Raw genomic sequence first — 19,674 nt, forward strand, 5'->3', positions numbered from 1 at the left:
GACCATGAAAGCATTTGTTATCGCGACGTTTGTCCTGCTCAGCAGCTGCTCGATCAGTGCCGCCGAAACCGACCTGATCAAGCAGGGCGAATACCTGGCCCGTGCCGGCGACTGCGTGGCCTGCCACACCGCCAAGGGCGGCAAACCGTTCGCCGGTGGCCTGCCGATGGAAACCCCCATCGGTGTGATCTATTCCACCAACATCACCCCGGACAAGTCCGGCCTGGGCGACTACAGCTTCGAGGACTTCGACAAGGCCGTGCGTCACGGTGTCGCCAAGAGTGGTAGTACGCTTTACCCGGCGATGCCCTACCCGTCCTATGCGCGCGTCAGCGAAAGCGACATGCAGGCGTTGTATGCGTACTTCATGAAGGGTGTGGAACCGGTCGCCCAGGCGAACAAGGACAGCGACATTCCGTGGCCGTTGAGCATGCGTTGGCCGTTGGCGGCGTGGCGCTGGATGTTTGCCCCTGAGGTGGTGGATAAGCCTGCCGTGGCTGACGCCGACCCGGTGATCAGCCGGGGCGCCTACCTGGTGGAAGGCCTTGGCCACTGTGGCGCGTGCCATACACCACGCGCCCTGACCATGCAGGAAAAAGCCCTGAGCGCGACTGACGGCAAGGCCTTCCTGTCCGGCAGCGCGCCACTGGAAGGCTGGATCGCCAAGAGCCTGCGCGGTGACCATAAGGACGGCCTCGGCAGTTGGAGCGAGGCGCAGCTGGTGCAATTCCTCAAGACCGGTCGCAGTGATCGCAGTGCGGTGTTTGGCGGTATGAGCGACGTGGTCGTGCATAGCATGCAGTACATGTCCCAGGACGACCTGACCGCTATCGCCCGTTACCTCAAGAGCCTGCCGGCGGTGGACCCGAAAGACCAGCCGCACCAGTATGACAAGCAGGTGGCCGAGGCGCTGTGGAAGGGCGATGACAGCAAGCCCGGCGCCTCGGTGTATATCGACAACTGCGCGGCCTGCCATCGTACCGATGGCCATGGTTACACGCGGGTGTTCCCGGCGTTGGCGGGCAACCCGGTGGTGCAGACGACGGACGCCACGTCGTTGATCAACATCGTGTTGAACGGCGGCACGTTGCCGGCCACTCACACGGCGCCGTCGACCTTTACCATGCCGGCGTTCGCCTGGCGCCTGTCGGACCAGGAAGTGGCGGATGTGGTCAGTTTCATCCGTGGCAGTTGGGGTAACCAGGGTGCCGTGGTGAAAGCCAGTGACGTGGCCGACCTGCGCAAGAGCGACATGCGCACCACCTCGGGCGATGACCTGGGGCAGGTCACCCAAAAGCACTGACCGCCAGACGGCACTGGTCAGGAACCTCGCGCCTCGATACTGTATATAAAAACAGTATCGAGGCGCTTTCATGTCTACTCCGCTGCCGCCCCGTGGACGGGGCACGGCCACCAACCTGCACAACCGCTTTGCGCCCACCGTCAGCGTGGCCGAGGACGACGGCTGGTACCAGGAAGTGCCGCCGACCGAGGGCACCGAAGTGCGCATCGAAACGGCCAAGACCATTATCACCCGCAACAACTCGCCTGACCTGCCGTTCGACCGCTCCATCAATCCCTATCGTGGCTGCGAACATGGCTGCATTTACTGTTATGCACGGCCCAGTCATGCCTATTGGGACATGTCACCGGGGCTGGATTTCGAAACCAAGCTGATCGCCAAGAGCAATGCGGCCGACGTGCTGGAACAGCAGTTGTCGAAGCCGGGCTATGTGTGCGCGCCGATCAACCTGGGCTCCAACACCGACCCGTACCAGCCTATCGAGCGTGAGTACAGGATCACCCGGCAAACCCTCGAGGTGCTGCTGCGTTATCGGCACCCGGTCACCATCATTACCAAGGGCTCGTTGATCCTGCGCGATCTGGACCTGCTGGCGGAGCTGGCCAGGCAACGCCTTGTGGCGGTGATGATCAGCCTCACCAGCCTGGATGATGAGCTCAAGCGCATCCTGGAGCCGCGCACCGCCGCGCCCAAGGCACGGTTGCGGGCCATACGGGTGATGCGCGAGGCGGGCATCCCGGTGGGCGTGCTGTGCTCGCCGATGATCCCGATGATCAACGACAGCGAGCTGGAAAGCCTGCTCACCGAAGCCCATGCCGCCGGTGCGCAGAGTGCGGCGTACATGATGTTGCGCCTGCCGCTGGAGGTGGCGCCGCTGTTCGAGGAGTGGCTGGCGGCGCATTACCCGCAGCGTGCGGCCCATGTCATGAGCCTGGTACGCCAGGTGCGCGGTGGTGAGGTCTACGACAGCCGGTTCGGCGTCCGCATGCGGGGCGAGGGGCCGTTTGCCGACCTGCTGGCCCAGCGCTTCAGCAAGGCGATCAAACGCCTGGGGCTCGATCGCAGAGAAGGCTTCAATCTGGATTGCACAGCGTTCTGTCCACCGGGCAGACAGATGGCATTGTTGTAGACTGAAAAGGCAGAATGCACCGTTCCTGTAGGAATAGTCGCGTTTTGACATCACTGAAACCCGCGATCTAGAGCGGTTCATTCAGTTTGAGTTAAGTTTCGGTGGTTACCTTGTTCAGCGAGTGACTGATGAGTCGGCAGCCTGGTTTGTGGCTTTTACAACTATTTCACTGGCCTGGCGTCGAACTGACCTGAAAACTCCCCTGCATTAATCAAGAGGATGAATCATGAGTGACAAGGATAAACAGCCGTTGGCTGCGTCGGCTTCAGCCCCTCAGGTGGCAGAGTCTGCCGATGCAGCGCTAAAACATATCGTTGACGGCTTTTTGCATTTCCATCACGACGTCTTCCCCCAGCAGGAAGAACTCTTCAAGAAACTCGCCACGGCCCAGAGCCCACGGGCGATGTTCATTACCTGCGCCGACTCGCGTATCGTGCCTGAGCTGATTACCCAAAGCTCTCCCGGCGACCTGTTCGTGACCCGCAACGTCGGTAACGTCGTGCCGCCTTATGGGCAGATGAACGGCGGTGTTTCCACTGCCATCGAGTACGCGGTACTGGCCCTGGGCGTGCAGCACATCATCGTGTGCGGGCACTCCGATTGTGGCGCCATGCGGGCGGTCCTCAACCCCGCCAGCCTGGAGAAGATGCCAACGGTAAGGGCTTGGCTGCGGCATGCCGAAGTCGCCAAATCCATGGTCGAGGACAACTGCGACTGTGCCAACGAAGGCGAGAGCATGAAAGTGCTCACCGAAGAAAACGTCATCGCCCAACTGCAGCATTTGCGCACCCATCCTTCGGTGGCGTCGCGCATGGCCAATGGTCAGCTGTTTATTCACGGCTGGATCTACAACATCGAGACCAGTGAAATTCGAGCCTACGATGCTGATCAGTCGGCATTCCGACCGTTAAGCGGCGAAGGGCCGATTCCTTCCGCGACGCCTAAAGCGCGCTTCTAAACACTTCCCTGCCGGGTAAAGCGGTGGCTGCCATGGATGCAGCCAGGCTTTGCCGCGCCCGGCGAATACCTCGGGAGAGCCATCATGCGTGCTGCTCAATTGAAAACTGTATTGCCACGGGAGCTGCTCGCCTCCGTGGTTGTGTTTCTGGTCGCCCTGCCCCTGTGCATGGGGATCGCCATCGCGTCCGGCATGCCGCCGGCGAAGGGCCTGATCACCGGGATTATCGGTGGCCTGGTGGTGGGCTGGTTGGCGGGTTCGCCGCTGCAGGTCAGCGGCCCGGCAGCGGGTCTGGCGGTCTTGGTGTTCGAGCTGGTGCGCCAGCACGGGATGATGATGCTCGGGCCGATCCTGCTGCTGGCCGGTTTCCTGCAGTTGGTGGCCGGGCGTCTGCGCCTGGGTTGCTGGTTCCGCGTCACGGCGCCAGCAGTGGTGTACGGGATGCTGGCGGGGATCGGCGTATTGATTGTGCTATCGCAGATCCATGTGATGCTCGACGGTGCGCCCAAGCCCTCAGGGCTGGATAACCTGGCGGGCTTCCCCGCCGCGCTGGTGCAGGCGATTCCTACCTTGGGCGGCGGCCTGGGGTGGCAGGCCGGATTGCTCGGTTTGTCGACGATGCTGGTGATGTACCTGTGGGATAAATTCCGTCCGCAAACCCTGCGTTTCGTGCCCGGAGCCCTGTTGGGCGTGGGTCTGGCAACGGTGGCCAGCCTGGTGCTGGCGTTGCAGGTCAAGCGTGTGGAAGTCCCGGAGAACCTCGCCGACGCCATCGATTGGCTGCGTCCCAGCGACCTGTTGAACCTGGCTGACCCTCAGTTGTTGATCGCTGCGTTTGCGGTGGCGTTTATCGCCAGTGCCGAAACCCTGCTGTCGGCGGCGGCGGTCGACCGCATGCACAGCGGCCAGCGTTCCGATTTCGATAAGGAATTGTCCGCCCAAGGTGTGGGCAACATGCTGTGCGGCCTGGTCGGTGCCCTGCCGATGACCGGTGTGATCGTGCGCAGCTCGGCCAACGTGCAGGCCGGTGCCACCACGCGGTTGTCAGCGATGTTCCATGGTGTATGGCTGTTGGGGTTCGTACTGTTGCTGTCGAGCGTGCTGCAAAGCATTCCTGTGGCAAGCCTGGCGGGTGTGTTGGTGTACACCGGGATCAAGCTGGTGGACATCAAGGCCTTCAAGGCCCTCGGTCGTTATGGGCGTATGCCGATGTTTACCTACGCGGCCACGGCGTTGGCGATCATTTTCACCGACCTGCTGACCGGTGTGCTGGTGGGCTTCGGGCTCACACTGGTCAAGCTGGCGCTCAAGGCCTCACGCCTGAAAGTCAGTCTGATCGACCTGCCCCCGGAGGGGGAAATGGAGCTGCGTTTGACCGGTGCGGCGACTTTCCTGAAAGTGCCGGCGTTGACCCAGGTGCTGGCGACGGTGCCTCCGGGCACGACTGTGCACGTACCGCTGAGTAACCTGAGTTATATCGACCATTCCTGCCTGGAGTTGCTGGAGGAATGGGGGCGGGCGAATGCGGCCAAGGGCTCGAAGCTGGTGATCGAGGCGCGTGGGTTGAAGCGCAGGCTCGAAGGCCGGGTCAGGACGACGACAGGGATCGGCTCGGCGCCCTCAATCGGCTGACGGAACCGGATCAAAATGTGGGAGGGGCAAGCCCCCTCCCACATTCGTTCTGTGTCGAATTCAGAATTTAAGCCGGCTGGTCCAACGCCAACTCAACCCCCAGCTGGCGGGACAGGCACGGCCAGCGCTTCCACGCGGCTTCCGTTGCCGGGCTTTTCAGCTGTTCGCGATATGCTTCGACAGACTCCAGTGCAAAGCTGTCTTCGTTGAGCATTTCATCCACCGCATGATGAACGGCTTCATCCAGCTGGTTGGCGAATGCTTCGCCGATCAACTGATGGGCAATCACGTTGGCCACGGTGGTATCTGCCGGGATCAGTGGCTGGCCAAAGTGTTTGATATACAAATCGTTGACCTCTTCCACCAGGCGATGGGCCAGGTAAGCCTCGTCCAGCAGGCCGTCGAGCCCTTCATGGCCGGCCAGGATGGCGGGGGGCTGCAGGAAGAAATGCTCGGCGATTTTCAGCACTGGCTTGATCTGGCTTTCGATACCGGCCTCGCGGGCCACGTCGTTGGCGGCGTCCAGCAGGTCCGGTACTAGATCGATGTAGGCCGTGACGAAACGGGCCATGACAATGTTGCGATCACCATCAGCCAGGGAAATGGCCGAATGCAGGTGCGGCAATTGCTCTTCCAGCTGCTTGGCCAACTGGCCAGTGCTGGATTCGTGTTGATGGGCACGGGAAATCTGCTCGCGCAATGCGGCGGTGTTCATGAAGGCTCCAGTGAAGCAGGTGTAGGAATAGGGACAGCATAAGGTAGCTCGTTTATACGAGCGCCTAAGACGCATTTGTCATAATTATTTCATGGTTATGCAAAGGCGTTATATCGAATTGCCATCGTTGGTCGGATAAACGATTCCGCACCCGGTTTTATTGGGCCTGGCCACTCATTTTTGCTCATTTGCCCCTACACATTGCGGGGTTGCAGAGCGTGTCTATACTCGGGTTTGTACGCGATTAGCTGATGACGCCAGACTGCATAAGCAGGTAAGGCTAAGCGGTTGTAAGCAGTATGGAAGCCGCTCCCTTCGACGCAGGTGCAAACCGGCGGGATAACAAGAACGATAAGGGGAACCCGCAATGACGCGACATCCACATGTTTGGATGGGCCTCCTGTTGTGGTCGGTATTCGGCCAGGCGCATGCCGCCTGGACAACGAATATGGCGCCAGGGGCAACTGAAGTCAGTCACGCTGTGTTCGACCTGCACATGACCATTTTCTGGATCTGTGTAGTGATCGGCATTGTCGTTTTTGGCGCGATGTTCTGGTCGATGATCCTTCATCGCCGCTCTACGGGCCAGGTCGCGGCCAAATTCCACGAAAGCACCACCGTGGAAATCCTCTGGACCGTGGTGCCCTTGCTGATCCTGGTCGCGATGGCCATTCCGGCGACCAAGACCTTGATCAATATCTACGACAGTACCGAGTCGGATATCGATATCCAGGTCACCGGCTATCAGTGGAAGTGGCACTACAAATACCTGGGCCAGGACGTGGAGTTCTTCAGCAACCTGGCCACGCCCGCCGAGCAGATCCATAACCAGGCCACCAAGGGCGAACATTACCTGCTGGAAGTCGACCAGCCGCTGGTGCTGCCGGTGGGCGCCAAGGTGCGCTTCCTGGTGACCGCCGCCGACGTGATCCACTCCTGGTGGGTGCCGGCCTTTGCGGTCAAGCGTGACGCCATCCCGGGGTTCGTCAACGAGGCCTGGACCCGCGTCGAGAAGCCCGGCATCTACCGTGGCCAGTGCGCCGAACTGTGCGGCAAGGACCACGGTTTCATGCCCATCGTGGTCGAGGTCAAGTCCAAGGCCGACTACGACACCTGGCTCGGCGAGCGCAAGGCAGAGGCCGCCAAGCTCAAGGAACTGACCTCCAAGGAATGGACGCTGGAAGAGCTGGTGGCCCGCGGCGACAAGGTCTACCACACCACCTGCGTGGCCTGTCACCAGGCCGAAGGCCAGGGCCTGCCGCCGATGTTCCCGGCGCTCAAGGGTTCGAAGATTGCCACCGGGCCTAAGGAAGTCCACCTGAATCTTGTCTATCACGGCAAGGCCGGTACGGCGATGGCGGCTTTCGGCAAGCAGCTCTCGGAAGTGGATATCGCCGCCGTGGTGACCTACGAGCGCAACGCCTGGGGTAACAACAAAGGCGACATGGTCACGCCTAAAGACGTGCTGGCCATCAAGCAGGCGGAAAGCAAATGACTTCATTCATTGCGTATGCCCCGAACCGCCCCGCCCACTCGCTTGCAGGAGAACGGCCATGAGCGCTGTGATCGATGACCATGGCCACGCCGGTGACCATGCCCACGGCCCCGCCAAGGGTTTGATGCGCTGGGTGCTGACCACCAACCATAAGGACATCGGCACGATGTACCTGTGGTTCGCGTTCACCATGTTCCTGCTCGGCGGCTCGTTCGCCATGGTGATCCGTGCCGAGCTGTTCCAGCCTGGCCTGCAGATCGTCGAGCCGGCTTTTTTCAACCAGATGACCACCATGCACGGCCTGATCATGGTGTTTGGTGCGGTAATGCCGGCGTTTGTCGGCCTGGCCAACTGGATGATTCCGCTGATGATCGGCGCGCCGGACATGGCCTTGCCGCGCATGAACAACTTCAGCTTCTGGCTGCTGCCGGCGGCGTTCCTGCTGCTGGTTTCGACCCTGTTCACGCCCGGTGGCGGGCCGAATTTCGGCTGGACGTTCTACGCCCCGCTCTCCACCACCTACGCGCCGGAAAGCGTGACGTTCTTCATCTTCGCCATCCACTTGATGGGCATCAGCTCGATCATGGGTGCGATCAACGTGGTTGCCACCATCCTCAACCTGCGTGCGCCCGGCATGACCTTGATGAAAATGCCGCTGTTCGTCTGGACCTGGCTGATCACCGCCTTCCTGCTGATCGCGGTGATGCCGGTGCTGGCCGGCTGCGTGACCATGATGCTGATGGACATCCACTTCGGCACCAGCTTCTTCAGTGCGGCCGGTGGCGGTGATCCGGTGCTGTTCCAGCATGTGTTCTGGTTCTTCGGCCACCCCGAGGTGTACATCATGATCCTGCCGGCGTTTGGCGCCGTCAGTTCGATTATCCCGACCTTCTCGCGCAAGCCATTGTTCGGCTACACGTCGATGGTCTACGCCACGGCGAGCATCGCGTTCCTCTCGTTTATCGTGTGGGCGCACCATATGTTCGTGGTGGGCATTCCATTGGTCGGCGAGTTGTTCTTCATGTACGCCACGTTGCTGATTGCGGTGCCCACCGGTGTGAAGGTGTTCAACTGGGTCAGCACCATGTGGCAAGGCTCGCTGACCTTCGAGACGCCGATGCTGTTTGCCGTGGCGTTCGTGATCCTGTTCACCATCGGCGGCTTCTCCGGATTGATGCTGGCGATTGCCCCGGCGGACTTCCAGTACCACGACACCTATTTTGTGGTGGCGCACTTCCATTACGTACTGGTGCCTGGTGCGATCTTCGGCATCTTCGCCTCGGCCTACTACTGGCTGCCGAAATGGACCGGCCACATGTACGACGAAACCCTGGGCAAGCTGCATTTCTGGCTGTCTTTCGTGGGCATGAACATGGCGTTCTTCCCGATGCACTTCGTGGGACTGGCCGGCATGCCGCGTCGCGTGCCGGACTACAACCTGCAGTTCGCCGACTTCAATATGGTCTCGTCGATTGGCGCGTTCATGTTTGGCGCCACGCAGATCTTCTTCCTGTTTATCGTGATCAAGTGCATCCGTGGCGGCCCGCCCGCGCCGGCCAAGCCGTGGGATGGTGCCGAAGGCCTGGAGTGGAGCGTGCCCTCGCCCGCGCCGTACCACACCTTCACCACACCACCGGAGGTCAAATGAACAGGGTGAGCGGAGGTGGCCATGGCTGACTCCGTGCCCCTCAAGCGCCTGGTTACCCGTCTGCTGATCCTGGTGCTAGCGATGTTCGCCTTCGGCTTTGCCCTGGTGCCGATCTACGACGTGATGTGCAAGGCATTCGGCATCAACGGCAAGACGGCCGGGCAGTACGAAGGCGAACAGGTCGTCGACCTCACGCGCCAGGTACGGGTGCAGTTCCTGTCCACCAATGCCATCGACATGGTCTGGGAGTTTCATTCCAAGGCTGATGAGGTGGTGGTCAACCCCGGCGCAGTCACCGAGATGCTGTTCGTGGCCTACAACCCCACTGACAAGCCGATGACCGCCCAGGCGGTGCCGAGCATTTCCCCCGCCGAAGCGGCGATGTATTTCCACAAGACCGAATGCTTTTGCTTCACCCAGCAAGTGCTGCAGCCGGGCCAGCGCATCGAGATGCCGGTGCGTTTTATTGTCGACCGTGACATGCCCAAGGATGTGAAGCATTTGACCCTGGCGTACACGCTGTTTGATATCACTGCGCGCCAACCGCCCGTGGCTGTCCGTACCGGCGGCTAGCTACTGTTTGCCCGCTCAATCAGGAGAGCGAATACATGTCGACTCATGATACGTACTACGTACCAGCGCAAAGCAAATGGCCGATAATTGCCACGATTGGCATGCTGGTCACCGTGTATGGCCTGGCCGTGTGGTTCAACGACCTGAAGGCGGCACGCCCGGAATCCCACGGGCCGTGGATCTTTTTCGTCGGAGGGCTGTTGCTTGCCTACATGCTGTTTGGCTGGTTCGGTGCAGTGATCAAGGAAAGCCGCGCCGGTTTGTACAGCGCCCAGATGGACCGCTCGTTTCGCTGGGGCATGACCTGGTTCATTTTTTCCGAGGTGATGTTCTTTATCGCGTTCTTCGGTGCGCTGTTCTACGTGCGCCATTTGTCCGGTCCCGCGTTGGCCGGCGAAGGCCCCAAAGGTATTGCGCACATGCTGTGGCCGAACTTCGAGTTTGCCTGGCCGTTGCTCAACAACCCGGACCCGAAGCTCTATCCCGCGCCGGAGGGCACCATCAGCCCGTGGGGCTTGCCGTTGGTGAACACCATCCTGCTGGTGAGTTCCAGCGTGACCATCACCATTGCCCACCACGCCTTGCGCAAGGGACATCGCGGCGCGCTGAAGATCTGGCTGGCGATCACCGTCTTGCTGGGCCTGGCATTCCTCGGGTTCCAGGCCGAGGAATACATCCACGCCTATAAAGAGCTGGGCCTGACCTTGGGTTCGGGGGTGTACGGCGCGACGTTCTTTATGCTCACGGGCTTCCACGGTGCTCACGTGACCATCGGCACGATCATTTTGTTTGTGATGCTGATGCGCATCCTGCGCGGGCATTTCAATGCCGAGCATCAGTTCGGTTTCGAGGCGGCCAGTTGGTATTGGCATTTCGTGGATGTGGTGTGGATCGGGCTGTTTTTCTTCGTCTATGTGCTGTGAGGCGACTTACCAGGGCGCATGAGATACCAGCTGGCCGCTGAAAAATCCCCAGGCGATCAATGCCACGGTGATCACGGCCAGTACCACACGCACGGTCAAGGCCGTGACGAGGCGGTTGGAGTTGCCCTCGTCCTTGACCAGGAAGAACAGGCCACTGAACAGGCTCACGACGGTCGCGATCAGCATCAGGGCAATGGCTGCTTTGAGCATGGTCTGGTTCCTGGCGTTGATGGGCATCAAGGGGATGGGCGGGCAATGAAAACAAGTATAGCCAGCGCCATGAAACGCTTTCGTCCAGGTATCGCACCAACCGTGGTGGTGATGATTCTGCTGCCTTTGATGGTGGGCTTGGGCGTCTGGCAGCTGTCGCGCGGCCATGAGAAGCAGTTGCTGGTGGACAGCTATGCCGAACGCCGCGCCGCTGAGCCGATCAACAGTGTGCAACTCGAGGATATGGCGGACCCGGCCTTTCGCCGCGTGCATCTGCGCGGCCAGTTCGATGCCGAGCACAGCGTATTGCTGGATAACCGCATGCGCGACGGCAAGGCGGGTGTCGAGCTGCTGCAACCCTTTCATGACCAGGCCAGCGGCCTGTGGTTATTGCTCAATCGGGGCTGGTTGCCGTGGCCGGATCGGCGCACCCCGCCCGTCTTCACTACTCCGGCTCAGCCCTTGAATCTCGACGCCTGGGTGTATGTCGCGCCCGGCGAAACCTTCCAGCTGCATGCGGACCCCACGACCGTGCAATGGCCGCGCCTGTTGACCGCGCTGCACCCCGCCGCGTTGTGGGCTGAGCTGGGCCGCAACGGTTTTGCCTATGAGCTGCGCGCCGAAGCCGGCCCCGGCACGTACGAAACCACCTGGCCCATCGTTGCGATGGGTCCGGAAAAACACTTGGCCTACGCGGTGCAGTGGTTCGCCATGTCCCTGGCACTACTGGCTCTTTACCTCTACCTCGGATGGCACACCACAAAGGAGAAGCCCCATGGGAACGGCCACGAATCCACTCAACATGTCTGAGGTACCTGATCGGCGCAAAGGCCGCTGGCAGTTGATGCTGATCCTGCTGATGGTGATCGGTCCGATGGTGCTGGCCACCTTCATGTACAAACTGCAGTTCTGGGTGCCGGACAGTCGCAGCTACCACGGAGAAATGATCGGTAACGGTCAGACCCGCGCCGATATTGGCGTGCAGGCCGATGAACAGCGCTGGCAGTTGCTGGTCACCGCGCCTGCCGCCTGCGCCGCCGATTGCCGGCAACTGGTGTACCTCGCGCGCCAGTTGCAGATCGGCCTGGGGCGCGACGCTTCACGCGCTAGCCATGCCTTGGCCAGTGCACAACCGGTCGCTGCCGACTATGACGCCAAGCTCAAGGCCGAATACCCGCAATTGCAGCGCTACTCGCTGGACCTCTCGACCTTCACCAAAAACGCTGCCGCGCCGGGCGCTGCGCAACTGTGGATCGTCGACCCCCACGGCAACCTGGTGCTGCGCTACGACGCCAAGGTCAAGGGCAAGGACTTGCTCAATGACCTGCGCCACCTGTTGAAACTGTCGAACATCGGATAAGGGCATCGTCATGGCCAAACCTGGATTTCGCCTCGCGTTGTTTGCCACTCTGCTGGCGTTGATCGTCGTGCTGCTTGGCGCCTACACCCGCCTGACCCACGCCGGCCTCGGTTGCCCGGACTGGCCGGGCTGCTACGGCTTTATCAGCGTGCCGCAAAGCGAGGCCCAGCTGGCCCATGCCGAATTGCATTTTCCCGATACGCCCGTGGAGGCTGACAAGGGCTGGGCCGAGATGACCCATCGCTACTTCGCCGGCACCCTGGGCCTGTTGATTGTGCTGTTGGCGGCGCGTTCGTGGAGCCATCGGCGTGATCCGGGCCAGCCAGTGAAACTGCCGTTGTTTCTGTTGATGGTGGTGTTTGCCCAGGCGGCGTTTGGCATGTGGACGGTGACCTTGAAGCTGTGGCCCCAGGTGGTGACGGGGCATTTGTTGGGCGGCTTTGCGACCTTGAGCCTGCTGTTTCTGCTGACCCTGCGCTTGTCTGGGGTGTTGCCCGCCTTGATCGTGCCCAGGCGCCTGCAATATTGGGCCACGGCGGGTCTGGTGCTGGTGATCGGCCAGATCGCCTTGGGCGGCTGGGTCAGTTCCAACTACGCAGCGGTGGCCTGTATCGATTTGCCCACCTGCCATGGTCAGTGGTGGCCTGCGGCGGACTTCGCCAACGGCTTTCACCTGACCCAGCACATCGGGCCCAATTACCTTGGCGGCCAGCTCGACAGCGACGCGCGCACCGCCATCCACCTGACCCACCGCATCGGTGCGGTGCTGGTCACCCTGGTGCTTGCGGGGCTGGCCTGGCAGCTGCGTGCGGTGGGTATGACGCGGCTCGCGGGCCTGCTGTTGATTGCCCTGGCGGCACAAATCAGCCTGGGCCTGAGCAACGTGTATTTCCACCTGCCGCTGCCGGTTGCGGTCGGCCATAACGCCGGCGGTGCGGCGCTGTTATTGACCCTGGTGCTGGTCAATTACCACGCCCGCACCAGTCTGGTCCGGGTGCGTCACCAGTTGCCTTTCGGCTGGCGCTTCAGCCCGCGCAAACACGTATCGGGCCTCATCACCCTTAAAGGAGAGATGCCATGGCGACCTTGATCGGCGCGCGCCACAGCCAGGCGATCTGGCGCGATTACCTGGAGCTGACCAAGCCGAAAGTGGTGGTGCTGATGCTCATCACCTCCCTGGTCGGCATGTTCCTCGCGACCCGCGCCGGCGTGCCGTGGGCGGTGCTGATTTTCGGCAACCTGGGGATAGCCCTGTGTGCCGGTGGCGCGGCGGCGGTGAACCATGTGGTGGACCGGCGGATTGATGCAGTGATGGCTCGCACCCATAAGCGGCCGTTGGCGGAGGGGCGTGTGTCGCCGGTGGCGGCGCTGGCCTTTGCTTTGTTTCTAGCCGTTGCAGGATTGGCCTTGTTGCTGGCGTTTACCAACCCCCTGGCGGCATGGCTGACGCTGGCTTCGCTGCTCGGTTATGCGGTGGTCTACACCGGTTTTCTCAAACGTGCGACGCCACAAAATATTGTCATCGGAGGCCTGGCCGGTGCCGCGCCACCGCTGTTGGGCTGGGTCGCCGTTACCGGCCATGTCAGCGCCGAGCCCTTGTTGCTGGTGCTGATCATCTTCGCCTGGACGCCGCCGCACTTCTGGGCCCTGGCCATTCACCGCAAGGAGGAATACGCCAAGGCCGATATCCCGATGCTGCCTGTCACCCACGGCGAGCACTACACCAAGGTGCATATCCTGCTCTATACCTTCGCCCTGTTGGCGGTGAGCCTGATGCCCTATGTGATCCACATGAGCGGCCCGCTCTACCTGGCCTGTGCGCTGGTTTTGGGCGGACGCTTTCTGCAATGGGCCTGGGTGCTGTACCGTGGCGCTCAGCCGCACGCGGCGATCAACACCTTCAAGTACTCTATCTGGTACCTGTTCCTGCTGTTTATCGCCCTGCTCGTAGACCACTACTTACTGTTGAACCTATGACTCGAACTCAAAAAACCGTCTTTATCCTGGTGGCCATCGTCGCGTTGATCATGGGCCTGACCGTTAACAAAGTGCTCTCGGGCAAGGGCCAGGGCGACCCTACGGCATTGATTGATGCCGGTATCATCCTGCTGCCGCAAAGCCGCCAGCTGCCGCCGGTGAGCATGACCAACCAGGAAGGCCAGCCGGTGCTGGTCAACGAGTTGAAAGGCAAGTGGAGCCTGCTGTTCTTCGGCTACACCTTCTGCCCCGACATCTGCCCGACCACCCTCGCCCAACTGCGCCAGATCAAGAGCGAGTTGCCTAAGGAGGCTGTGGATAAGTTGCAGGTAATCCTGGTCAGCGTCGACCCGAACCGCGACACCCCGACCCAGCTCAAGCAGTACCTGGGCTACTTCGACCCACAATTTCAAGGCCTCACCGGCGCGAACGTGGAGGATGTGCAGAAGGTCTCGAATGCCGTGAGCATCCCGTTCATCCCGGCAGACACCAGCAAGCCCAACTACACCGTCGACCACAGCGGCAACCTCGCGCTGATCGGTCCGGATGGTACCCAGCGCGGCTTTATCCGTGCGCCGTTGAACAACCAGAAGCTGGTGGCGCAACTGCCGGGGCTGTTGCAGCGCAAGTAACAGGCAATGCACAACACATGTGGGAGGGGGCTTGCCCCGATGGCGGCAGATCAGTCAGCTCATGCAGCGACTGATACTCCGCAATCGGGGGCAAGCCCCCTCCCACATTTTTTGATCTCCAGCGTGTTGGAGACCGAGTCTGATCAGAACGCCGGCAGGATCGCGCCTTTGTACTTCTCTTGGATGAATTGCTTCACCTCAGGGGTGTGCAGGGCTGCAATCAGCTTCTTCATCGCGTCCGAATCCTGGTTGTCTTCGCGGCTCACGAGGATGTTCACGTAAGGCGAGTCATTGCCTTCGATCACCAGGGCGTCCTTGGACGGGTCCAGCTTGGCTTCCAGCGCATAGTTGGTGTTGATCAGCGCCAGGTCGACCTGGGTCAGCACGCGCGGCAGGGTGGCGGCTTCCAGTTCGCGGAATTTCAGGTTTTTCGGGTTTTCGGTGATGTCCTTGATGGTCGACAGGATGTTGGTCGAGTCCTTCAATTTGATCAAACCGGCTTTAGCCAGCAGCAACAGCGCACGGCCACCGTTGGTGGCGTCGTTCGGGATCACCACGTTGGCGCCGTCAGGCAGGTCTTCCAGTTTTTTGTACTTGCTGGAGTAAGCGCCCAGAGGCTCCAGGTGCACAGCGCCGACGCTCACCAGGTGAGTGCCTTTGGCTTTGTTGAATTCATCCAGGTACGGCTGGTGCTGGAAGAAGTTCGCGTCCAGGCGCTTTTCCGCTACCTGGACGTTGGGCTGTACGTAATCGGTGAAGACTTTGACTTGCAGGTCCACGCCTTCTTTGGCGAGGGCAGGCTTCACGAATTCCAGGATTTCCGCGTGGGGCACCGGCGAGGCAGCGACTTTCAGGGTCTCGGCGGCATGGGCGGAAAACGCGGCAACGGCGGCGAAAGCAACCAGTAGTTTTTTCATCCAACAAGCTCCTTGTTCGGGCATGTGCCGGCTTTTGACCGGCAATGGCCGTTATTTTCGAGAAAAGTGCACCACCAGCTTGTCGCCGACGGTTTGCAGAATTTGCACCAGGATCAACAGCATTACCACGGTGACCACCATCACATCGGTCTGGAAGCGCTGGTAACCGAAACGGATCGCCAGGTCACCCAGGCCGCCGGCGCCGACGACACCGGCCATGGCCGTGTAGGACACCAGGGTAATCGCCGTCACCGTTATCGCCGCGAAGATGCCGGGGCGTGCCTCAGGCAGCAGCGCGTTGATGATGATCTGGCGGGTGCTGGCGCCCATGGACTGGGTGGCCTCGATGATGCCGCGGTCCACTTCACGCAAGGCGGTTTCCACCAGGCGGGCGAAGAATGGCGTGGCCCCTACGACCAGCGGCGGGATCGCCCCCGCTACGCCCAGGGAAGTACCGGTGATCAGTACGGTGAACGGGATCATCACGATCAGCAGGATGATGAACGGCAGCGAGCGCAGGATGTTCACGATCAGCGACAGCAGTGCGTACAGGCCTTTTTGCTCGAACAGCTGGCGTGGGCTGGTCAGGAACAACAGCACGCCCAAAGGCAGGCCCAATACCACGGTGAAGAACAGCGAACCGAACAGCATGATCATGGTGTCGCCGGTGGCGAGCCAGATTTCGGACCAGTCGATATTGGCGAAGAAACTCAAGAAAACGTCCATCAGCGCAGCACCTCCATGTGGACGTCTGCGGCGGTAAAGCGGGCAAAGGCCGCTTCCATGTCACCGCCGGTGACTGCAAGGGTCAGTTGCCCGTAGGGGATGTCTTTGATGCGGTCGATGCGGCCGGCGAGGATGCTGTAGTCCACCCCCGTTTCCCGGGCGACGGTGCCCAGCAATGGCGCGTAGGTCGCTTCACCCTGGAATGTCAGCCGTACGATGCGACCCGGTACATGGGCGAAGTCATCGCGCTGCTCACCTTCATCGACCTGCTCGGCTTCCTGCACGAAGCGCTTGGTGGTCGGGTGCTTGGGGTGCAGGAACACGTCGGCCACCGAGCCTTGCTCGACGATCACGCCGGCGTCCATCACGGCTACCTGGTCACACACGCGGCGGATCACATCCATTTCATGGGTGATCAGCACGATGGTCAGTTTCAACTCGCGATTGATCTCGGCCAGCAGTTGCAGGACCGAGGCGGTGGTTTGCGGGTCGAGGGCACTGGTGGCCTCGTCGCACAGCAGGATTTTCGGCTTGGTCGCCAGGGCGCGGGCAATGCCGACGCGCTGCTTCTGGCCACCGGACAACTGCGCCGGGTACTTCCTGGCGTGGTCCGACAGGCCGACGCGGGCGAGTAGCTCGGCGACGCGTTGGTCGATGTCCTTGCGCGACAATTCGCCGGCCAGGGTCAGTGGCAGGGCCACGTTGTCGGCAACGGTCTTGGACGCCAGCAGGTTGAAGTGCTGGAAGATCATCCCGACCTGCTGGCGGAAACGGCGCAGGCCGTTGGCGTCCAGGGCGGTGACTTCTTCGCCGTCCACCGTGATCTGGCCGCCGCTGGGCTCTTCCAGGCGGTTGATCAGGCGCAGCAGCGTGCTTTTACCTGCACCCGAGTGGCCGATAAGGCCAAACACCTGGCCGTTTTCGACGCGCAGGCTGGTGGGGTACAGCGCGGGAATATCCTTACCGGCGACGCGGTAGGTTTTATGGACGTTTTGAAACTCGATCACGTAGCGAACCTTGTGGGGCGCATTGAAAAGGGATCAGCGGTTAGCCGGGCGCGCATTTTAGCCTGTCCGTATAGCGTTTCTTAGCATTTATTTCGCATTCAACCAGTGATTTGGCAATAACGCGATCAAAGGTCATAAAAAAGGAACGGCAGAAAACCGTGTCAGTCACTACTTAAGCAACTCGATTTCCCAGGTGCCGTGCCTGGGGTTTTGCTCAAACGAGCCGGGGACCGCTCTGGCCACTTTGAATAAGGAGTTTTGACTGATGAGTACCAAGAAGCCAGCCACCCCGTCGAAGAGTGAGCTCGCGGGCACCAATACCCTGGACCGTGGCAACACCAACGCCAAGCTGCAAGCCCTGGAGGAATTCCGTTCCGATGCGACCGGCCAGGCCCTGCGTACCAACCAAGGCGTGAAGATTTCCGACAACCAGAACACCTTGAAAGTCGGCGCCCGCGGCCCCTCGCTGCTGGAAGACTTCATCATGCGTGAAAAAATCACGCACTTTGACCATGAGCGTATCCCCGAGCGCATCGTGCATGCCCGGGGCACCGGCGCCCATGGCTATTTCCAGACCTATGAAAACCATTCCGCGCTGAGCAAGGCGGGTTTCCTGCGTAACCCCGAGCATAAAACCCCGGTGTTCGTGCGTTTCTCCACCGTGCAGGGCCCGCGTGGCTCGGGCGATACGGTGCGTGACGTGCGCGGTTTCGCGGTGAAGTTCTTCACCGACGAGGGCAACTTCGACCTGGTCGGCAACAACATGCCGGTGTTTTTCATTCAGGATGCGATCAAGTTTCCCGACTTCGTGCATGCGGTAAAACCTGAGCCGCACAACGAAATTCCTACCGGCGGCTCGGCTCACGATACGTTCTGGGATTTTGTTTCGTTGCAGCCGGAATCGGCGCACATGGTGATCTGGGCGATGTCTGACCGCGCCATTCCAAAAAGCCTGCGTGCCATGCAGGGGTTTGGCATTCACACCTTCCGCTTGATCAATACCGAAGGTAAGTCGAGCTTTGTGAAGTTCCACTGGCACCCGAAGGTCGGCACCTGCTCCCTGGTGTGGGACGAAGCGCAAAAGCTTGCCGGTAAAGATACCGATTACCACCGTCGTGACCTGTGGGAGGCGATTGAAAGCGGCGACTACCCTGAGTGGGAGTTGGGTGTGCAGATCGTTGCGGAAGAAGACGAGCATAAGTTCGACTTTGACCTGCTCGATCCGACCAAGATCATCCCCGAGGAACTGGTGCCGATCACGCCGCTGGGCAAGATGGTGCTGAACCGTAACCCGGATAACTTCTTTGCCGAAGTCGAGCAGGTCGCGTTTTGCCCAGGCCACATCGTGCCGGGTATCGACTTCACCAACGACCCGTTGTTGCAAGGTCGTCTGTTTTCCTACACGGATACGCAGATCAGCCGTCTCGGTGGGCCGAACTTCCATGAGCTGCCGATCAACCGGCCGGTAGTACCTTTCCACAATGGCCAGCGCGACGCCCAGCATCGGACCGTGATCGACAAGGGCCGTGCTGCTTACGAGCCGAACTCGATCGATGGCGGCTGGCCGAAAGAAACGCCGCCGGCTGCCCAGGATGGTGGTTTCGAAACTTATTACGAGCGTGTAGACGCCAATAAGGTGCGTGAGCGCAGTGAGTCGTTTGGCGACCACTTCTCCCAGGCTGCGCTGTTTTTCCACAGCATGAGCCACCACGAGAAAGAGCACATCATCGCGGCCTACAGCTTCGAGTTGGGCAAGGTGGAGCGCGAGTTTATCCGCGCGCGTCAGGTCAACGAGATTCTGGCCAATATCGATCTGGAACTGGCCAAGCGCGTGGCGCAGAACCTTGGTCTGCCGGCGCCGACCAAAGGCACGGTAGCGCCGCGTGAGTCTTCGCTGAAAGAGTCGCCGGCATTGAGCCAGGTGAACCTGCTGTCCGGCGATATCAAGACGCGCAAAGTCGCGATTCTTGCGGCTGACGGTGTGGATGGCGCGGCAATCGATGCGCTTAAAAAAGCACTGGCGGCAGAAGGTGCCCATGCCAAGTTGCTGGGGCCGACCTCGGCGCCGGTGAAGACGGCCGATGGCAAGAGCCTGCCGGTGGATGCGTCGATGGAAGGCATGCCGTCGATTGCGTTTGACGCCGTGTTTATCCCGGGCGGAAAAGAGTCGGTGAAAGCACTGAGCGGTGATGGTGTGGCATTGCATTACGTTCTGGAAGCCTACAAACACCTGAAGGCGATTGCGGTTGCCAGTGACGTGAAGCCACTGCTGGATCTGCTGAAGCTGGAGACGGATGCGGGGTTGATCGTGGGTTCGGATGCTAAGGCGTTCAAGGCGTTTTTTGCCGCGATTGCACAGCATCGGGTTTGGGATCGTGAGCCGAAGGCTAAGGCGATTCCGGCTTAAGTTATTGGTTGCTTGTTAGATCGCTATCGGGGGCAAGCCCCTCTCACAATTGAATGTATTCA

General features: G+C 60.7%; 19 protein-coding genes. 14 read left to right on the forward strand and 5 right to left on the reverse strand.

The annotated features are described in order from the left end of the window. Positions 1-4: 4 nt before the first annotated feature. From J3D60_RS21620 to J3D60_RS21635, 4 genes are all read left to right on the forward strand, one after another. Positions 5-1,303 (forward strand): cytochrome c, encoded by a 1,299-nt coding sequence (locus J3D60_RS21620; protein WP_253492712.1) that lies wholly within the window; start codon positions 5-7, stop codon positions 1,301-1,303. 70 nt (positions 1,304-1,373) lie between these two features. Continuing rightward, on the forward strand, positions 1,374-2,432 hold the full coding sequence (locus J3D60_RS21625) for a PA0069 family radical SAM protein (RefSeq protein ID WP_253492714.1): 1,059 nt from the start codon (positions 1,374-1,376) through the stop codon (positions 2,430-2,432). A 226-nt stretch (positions 2,433-2,658) separates the two neighbouring features. Then, positions 2,659-3,390 (forward strand): carbonic anhydrase, encoded by a 732-nt coding sequence (locus tag J3D60_RS21630; protein ID WP_027608119.1) that lies wholly within the window; start codon positions 2,659-2,661, stop codon positions 3,388-3,390. 84 nt (positions 3,391-3,474) lie between these two features. Next, the gene (locus tag J3D60_RS21635) at positions 3,475-5,022 is read left to right on the forward strand and encodes a SulP family inorganic anion transporter (protein WP_253492715.1); all 1,548 of its coding nucleotides are present in this window, start codon (positions 3,475-3,477) and stop codon (positions 5,020-5,022) included. 67 nt (positions 5,023-5,089) lie between these two features. Here the strand turns inward: J3D60_RS21635 and J3D60_RS21640 are convergent, their stop codons facing one another. Beyond that, positions 5,090-5,737: a hypothetical protein gene (locus tag J3D60_RS21640; RefSeq protein WP_253492716.1), complete on the reverse strand. Its 648-nt coding sequence runs from the start codon at positions 5,735-5,737 to the stop codon at positions 5,090-5,092. Positions 5,738-6,104: 367 nt separating this feature from the next. Here J3D60_RS21640 and coxB point away from each other — a divergent pair, with 367 nt between their 5' ends. From coxB to J3D60_RS21660, 4 genes are read left to right on the forward strand one after another with little or no spacing between them, the layout of a single operon-like run. Beyond that, positions 6,105-7,232 (forward strand): cytochrome c oxidase subunit II, encoded by a 1,128-nt coding sequence (gene coxB / locus J3D60_RS21645; protein ID WP_253492717.1) that lies wholly within the window; start codon positions 6,105-6,107, stop codon positions 7,230-7,232. Positions 7,233-7,290: 58 nt separating this feature from the next. Next, entirely contained in the window at positions 7,291-8,880 is a 1,590-nt protein-coding gene (ctaD, locus tag J3D60_RS21650) for a cytochrome c oxidase subunit I (protein ID WP_024072609.1), read from the forward strand. 21 nt (positions 8,881-8,901) lie between these two features. After that, a complete protein-coding gene (locus J3D60_RS21655) occupies positions 8,902-9,453 on the forward strand; it encodes a cytochrome c oxidase assembly protein (RefSeq protein WP_065937874.1) in 552 nt (183 codons plus the stop codon). Between the two features lie 35 nt (positions 9,454-9,488). Continuing rightward, on the forward strand, positions 9,489-10,376 hold the full coding sequence (locus J3D60_RS21660; protein WP_027608047.1) for a cytochrome c oxidase subunit 3: 888 nt from the start codon (positions 9,489-9,491) through the stop codon (positions 10,374-10,376). A 6-nt stretch (positions 10,377-10,382) separates the two neighbouring features. Here the strand turns inward: J3D60_RS21660 and J3D60_RS21665 are convergent, their stop codons facing one another. Beyond that, positions 10,383-10,586: a twin transmembrane helix small protein gene (locus J3D60_RS21665; protein ID WP_016978774.1), complete on the reverse strand. Its 204-nt coding sequence runs from the start codon at positions 10,584-10,586 to the stop codon at positions 10,383-10,385. A gap of 45 nt (positions 10,587-10,631) precedes the next feature. Here J3D60_RS21665 and J3D60_RS21670 point away from each other — a divergent pair, with 45 nt between their 5' ends. Genes J3D60_RS21670 through J3D60_RS21690 form a run of 5 tightly spaced genes read left to right on the forward strand, consistent with a single transcriptional unit; the run spans position 10,632 to position 14,555 of the window. Further along, the gene (locus J3D60_RS21670; RefSeq protein WP_253492718.1) at positions 10,632-11,396 is read left to right on the forward strand and encodes an SURF1 family protein; all 765 of its coding nucleotides are present in this window, start codon (positions 10,632-10,634) and stop codon (positions 11,394-11,396) included. Then, complete coding sequence (locus J3D60_RS21675) at positions 11,362-11,946, forward strand: hypothetical protein (protein ID WP_065937872.1); 585 nt, start codon at positions 11,362-11,364, stop codon at positions 11,944-11,946. The genes J3D60_RS21670 and J3D60_RS21675 overlap by 35 nt, the downstream gene beginning before the upstream one ends. A gap of 10 nt (positions 11,947-11,956) precedes the next feature. Next, positions 11,957-13,036: a heme A synthase gene (locus tag J3D60_RS21680; protein WP_098480656.1), complete on the forward strand. Its 1,080-nt coding sequence runs from the start codon at positions 11,957-11,959 to the stop codon at positions 13,034-13,036. After that, the gene (gene cyoE, locus J3D60_RS21685; protein WP_027608043.1) at positions 13,024-13,923 is read left to right on the forward strand and encodes a heme o synthase; all 900 of its coding nucleotides are present in this window, start codon (positions 13,024-13,026) and stop codon (positions 13,921-13,923) included. Before J3D60_RS21680 ends, cyoE begins: the two co-directional genes overlap by 13 nt. After that, positions 13,920-14,555, forward strand: a complete 636-nt coding sequence (locus tag J3D60_RS21690; RefSeq protein WP_065937870.1) for an SCO family protein — start codon at positions 13,920-13,922, stop codon at positions 14,553-14,555. Before cyoE ends, J3D60_RS21690 begins: the two co-directional genes overlap by 4 nt. Before the next feature lie 143 nt (positions 14,556-14,698). Here J3D60_RS21690 and J3D60_RS21695 read toward each other — a convergent pair whose 3' ends face one another. From J3D60_RS21695 to J3D60_RS21705, 3 genes are read right to left on the reverse strand one after another with little or no spacing between them, the layout of a single operon-like run. After that, positions 14,699-15,472 (reverse strand): MetQ/NlpA family ABC transporter substrate-binding protein, encoded by a 774-nt coding sequence (locus J3D60_RS21695; protein WP_141156390.1) that lies wholly within the window; start codon positions 15,470-15,472, stop codon positions 14,699-14,701. Between the two features lie 51 nt (positions 15,473-15,523). Continuing rightward, positions 15,524-16,198: a methionine ABC transporter permease gene (locus J3D60_RS21700; RefSeq protein WP_098480654.1), complete on the reverse strand. Its 675-nt coding sequence runs from the start codon at positions 16,196-16,198 to the stop codon at positions 15,524-15,526. Then, a complete protein-coding gene (locus J3D60_RS21705; RefSeq protein WP_027608039.1) occupies positions 16,198-17,205 on the reverse strand; it encodes a methionine ABC transporter ATP-binding protein in 1,008 nt (335 codons plus the stop codon). Before J3D60_RS21705 ends, J3D60_RS21700 begins: the two co-directional genes overlap by 1 nt. 265 nt (positions 17,206-17,470) lie before the next feature. Here J3D60_RS21705 and katE point away from each other — a divergent pair, with 265 nt between their 5' ends. After that, a complete protein-coding gene (gene katE / locus J3D60_RS21710) occupies positions 17,471-19,612 on the forward strand; it encodes a catalase HPII (protein WP_253492719.1) in 2,142 nt (713 codons plus the stop codon). Positions 19,613-19,674 lie beyond the last annotated feature (62 nt).

Source organism: Pseudomonas sp. S3E17 (assembly GCF_024168685.1).
GTDB lineage: Bacteria > Pseudomonadota > Gammaproteobacteria > Pseudomonadales > Pseudomonadaceae > Aquipseudomonas > Aquipseudomonas marginalis.

Excerpts from the sequence above, each read along its gene's own strand:
- J3D60_RS21665 (WP_016978774.1), bottom strand. The coding sequence starts at position 10,586 with ATGCTCAAAGCAGCCATTGCCCTGATGCTGATCGCGACCGTCGTGAGC.
- J3D60_RS21635 (WP_253492715.1), top strand. The coding sequence starts at position 3,475 with ATGCGTGCTGCTCAATTGAAAACTGTATTGCCACGGGAGCTGCTCGCC.
- J3D60_RS21630 (WP_027608119.1), top strand. The coding sequence starts at position 2,659 with ATGAGTGACAAGGATAAACAGCCGTTGGCTGCGTCGGCTTCAGCCCCT.
- katE (WP_253492719.1), top strand. The coding sequence starts at position 17,471 with ATGAGTACCAAGAAGCCAGCCACCCCGTCGAAGAGTGAGCTCGCGGGC.
- J3D60_RS21655 (WP_065937874.1), top strand. The coding sequence starts at position 8,902 with ATGGCTGACTCCGTGCCCCTCAAGCGCCTGGTTACCCGTCTGCTGATC.
- cyoE (WP_027608043.1), top strand. The coding sequence starts at position 13,024 with ATGGCGACCTTGATCGGCGCGCGCCACAGCCAGGCGATCTGGCGCGAT.
- J3D60_RS21675 (WP_065937872.1), top strand. The coding sequence starts at position 11,362 with ATGGGAACGGCCACGAATCCACTCAACATGTCTGAGGTACCTGATCGG.
- J3D60_RS21640 (WP_253492716.1), bottom strand. The coding sequence starts at position 5,737 with ATGAACACCGCCGCATTGCGCGAGCAGATTTCCCGTGCCCATCAACAC.
- J3D60_RS21690 (WP_065937870.1), top strand. The coding sequence starts at position 13,920 with ATGACTCGAACTCAAAAAACCGTCTTTATCCTGGTGGCCATCGTCGCG.
- J3D60_RS21620 (WP_253492712.1), top strand. The coding sequence starts at position 5 with ATGAAAGCATTTGTTATCGCGACGTTTGTCCTGCTCAGCAGCTGCTCG.
- J3D60_RS21680 (WP_098480656.1), top strand. The coding sequence starts at position 11,957 with ATGGCCAAACCTGGATTTCGCCTCGCGTTGTTTGCCACTCTGCTGGCG.
- J3D60_RS21670 (WP_253492718.1), top strand. The coding sequence starts at position 10,632 with ATGAAAACAAGTATAGCCAGCGCCATGAAACGCTTTCGTCCAGGTATC.
- ctaD (WP_024072609.1), top strand. The coding sequence starts at position 7,291 with ATGAGCGCTGTGATCGATGACCATGGCCACGCCGGTGACCATGCCCAC.
- J3D60_RS21625 (WP_253492714.1), top strand. The coding sequence starts at position 1,374 with ATGTCTACTCCGCTGCCGCCCCGTGGACGGGGCACGGCCACCAACCTG.
- J3D60_RS21695 (WP_141156390.1), bottom strand. The coding sequence starts at position 15,472 with ATGAAAAAACTACTGGTTGCTTTCGCCGCCGTTGCCGCGTTTTCCGCC.
- J3D60_RS21700 (WP_098480654.1), bottom strand. The coding sequence starts at position 16,198 with ATGGACGTTTTCTTGAGTTTCTTCGCCAATATCGACTGGTCCGAAATC.
- coxB (WP_253492717.1), top strand. The coding sequence starts at position 6,105 with ATGACGCGACATCCACATGTTTGGATGGGCCTCCTGTTGTGGTCGGTA.
- J3D60_RS21660 (WP_027608047.1), top strand. The coding sequence starts at position 9,489 with ATGTCGACTCATGATACGTACTACGTACCAGCGCAAAGCAAATGGCCG.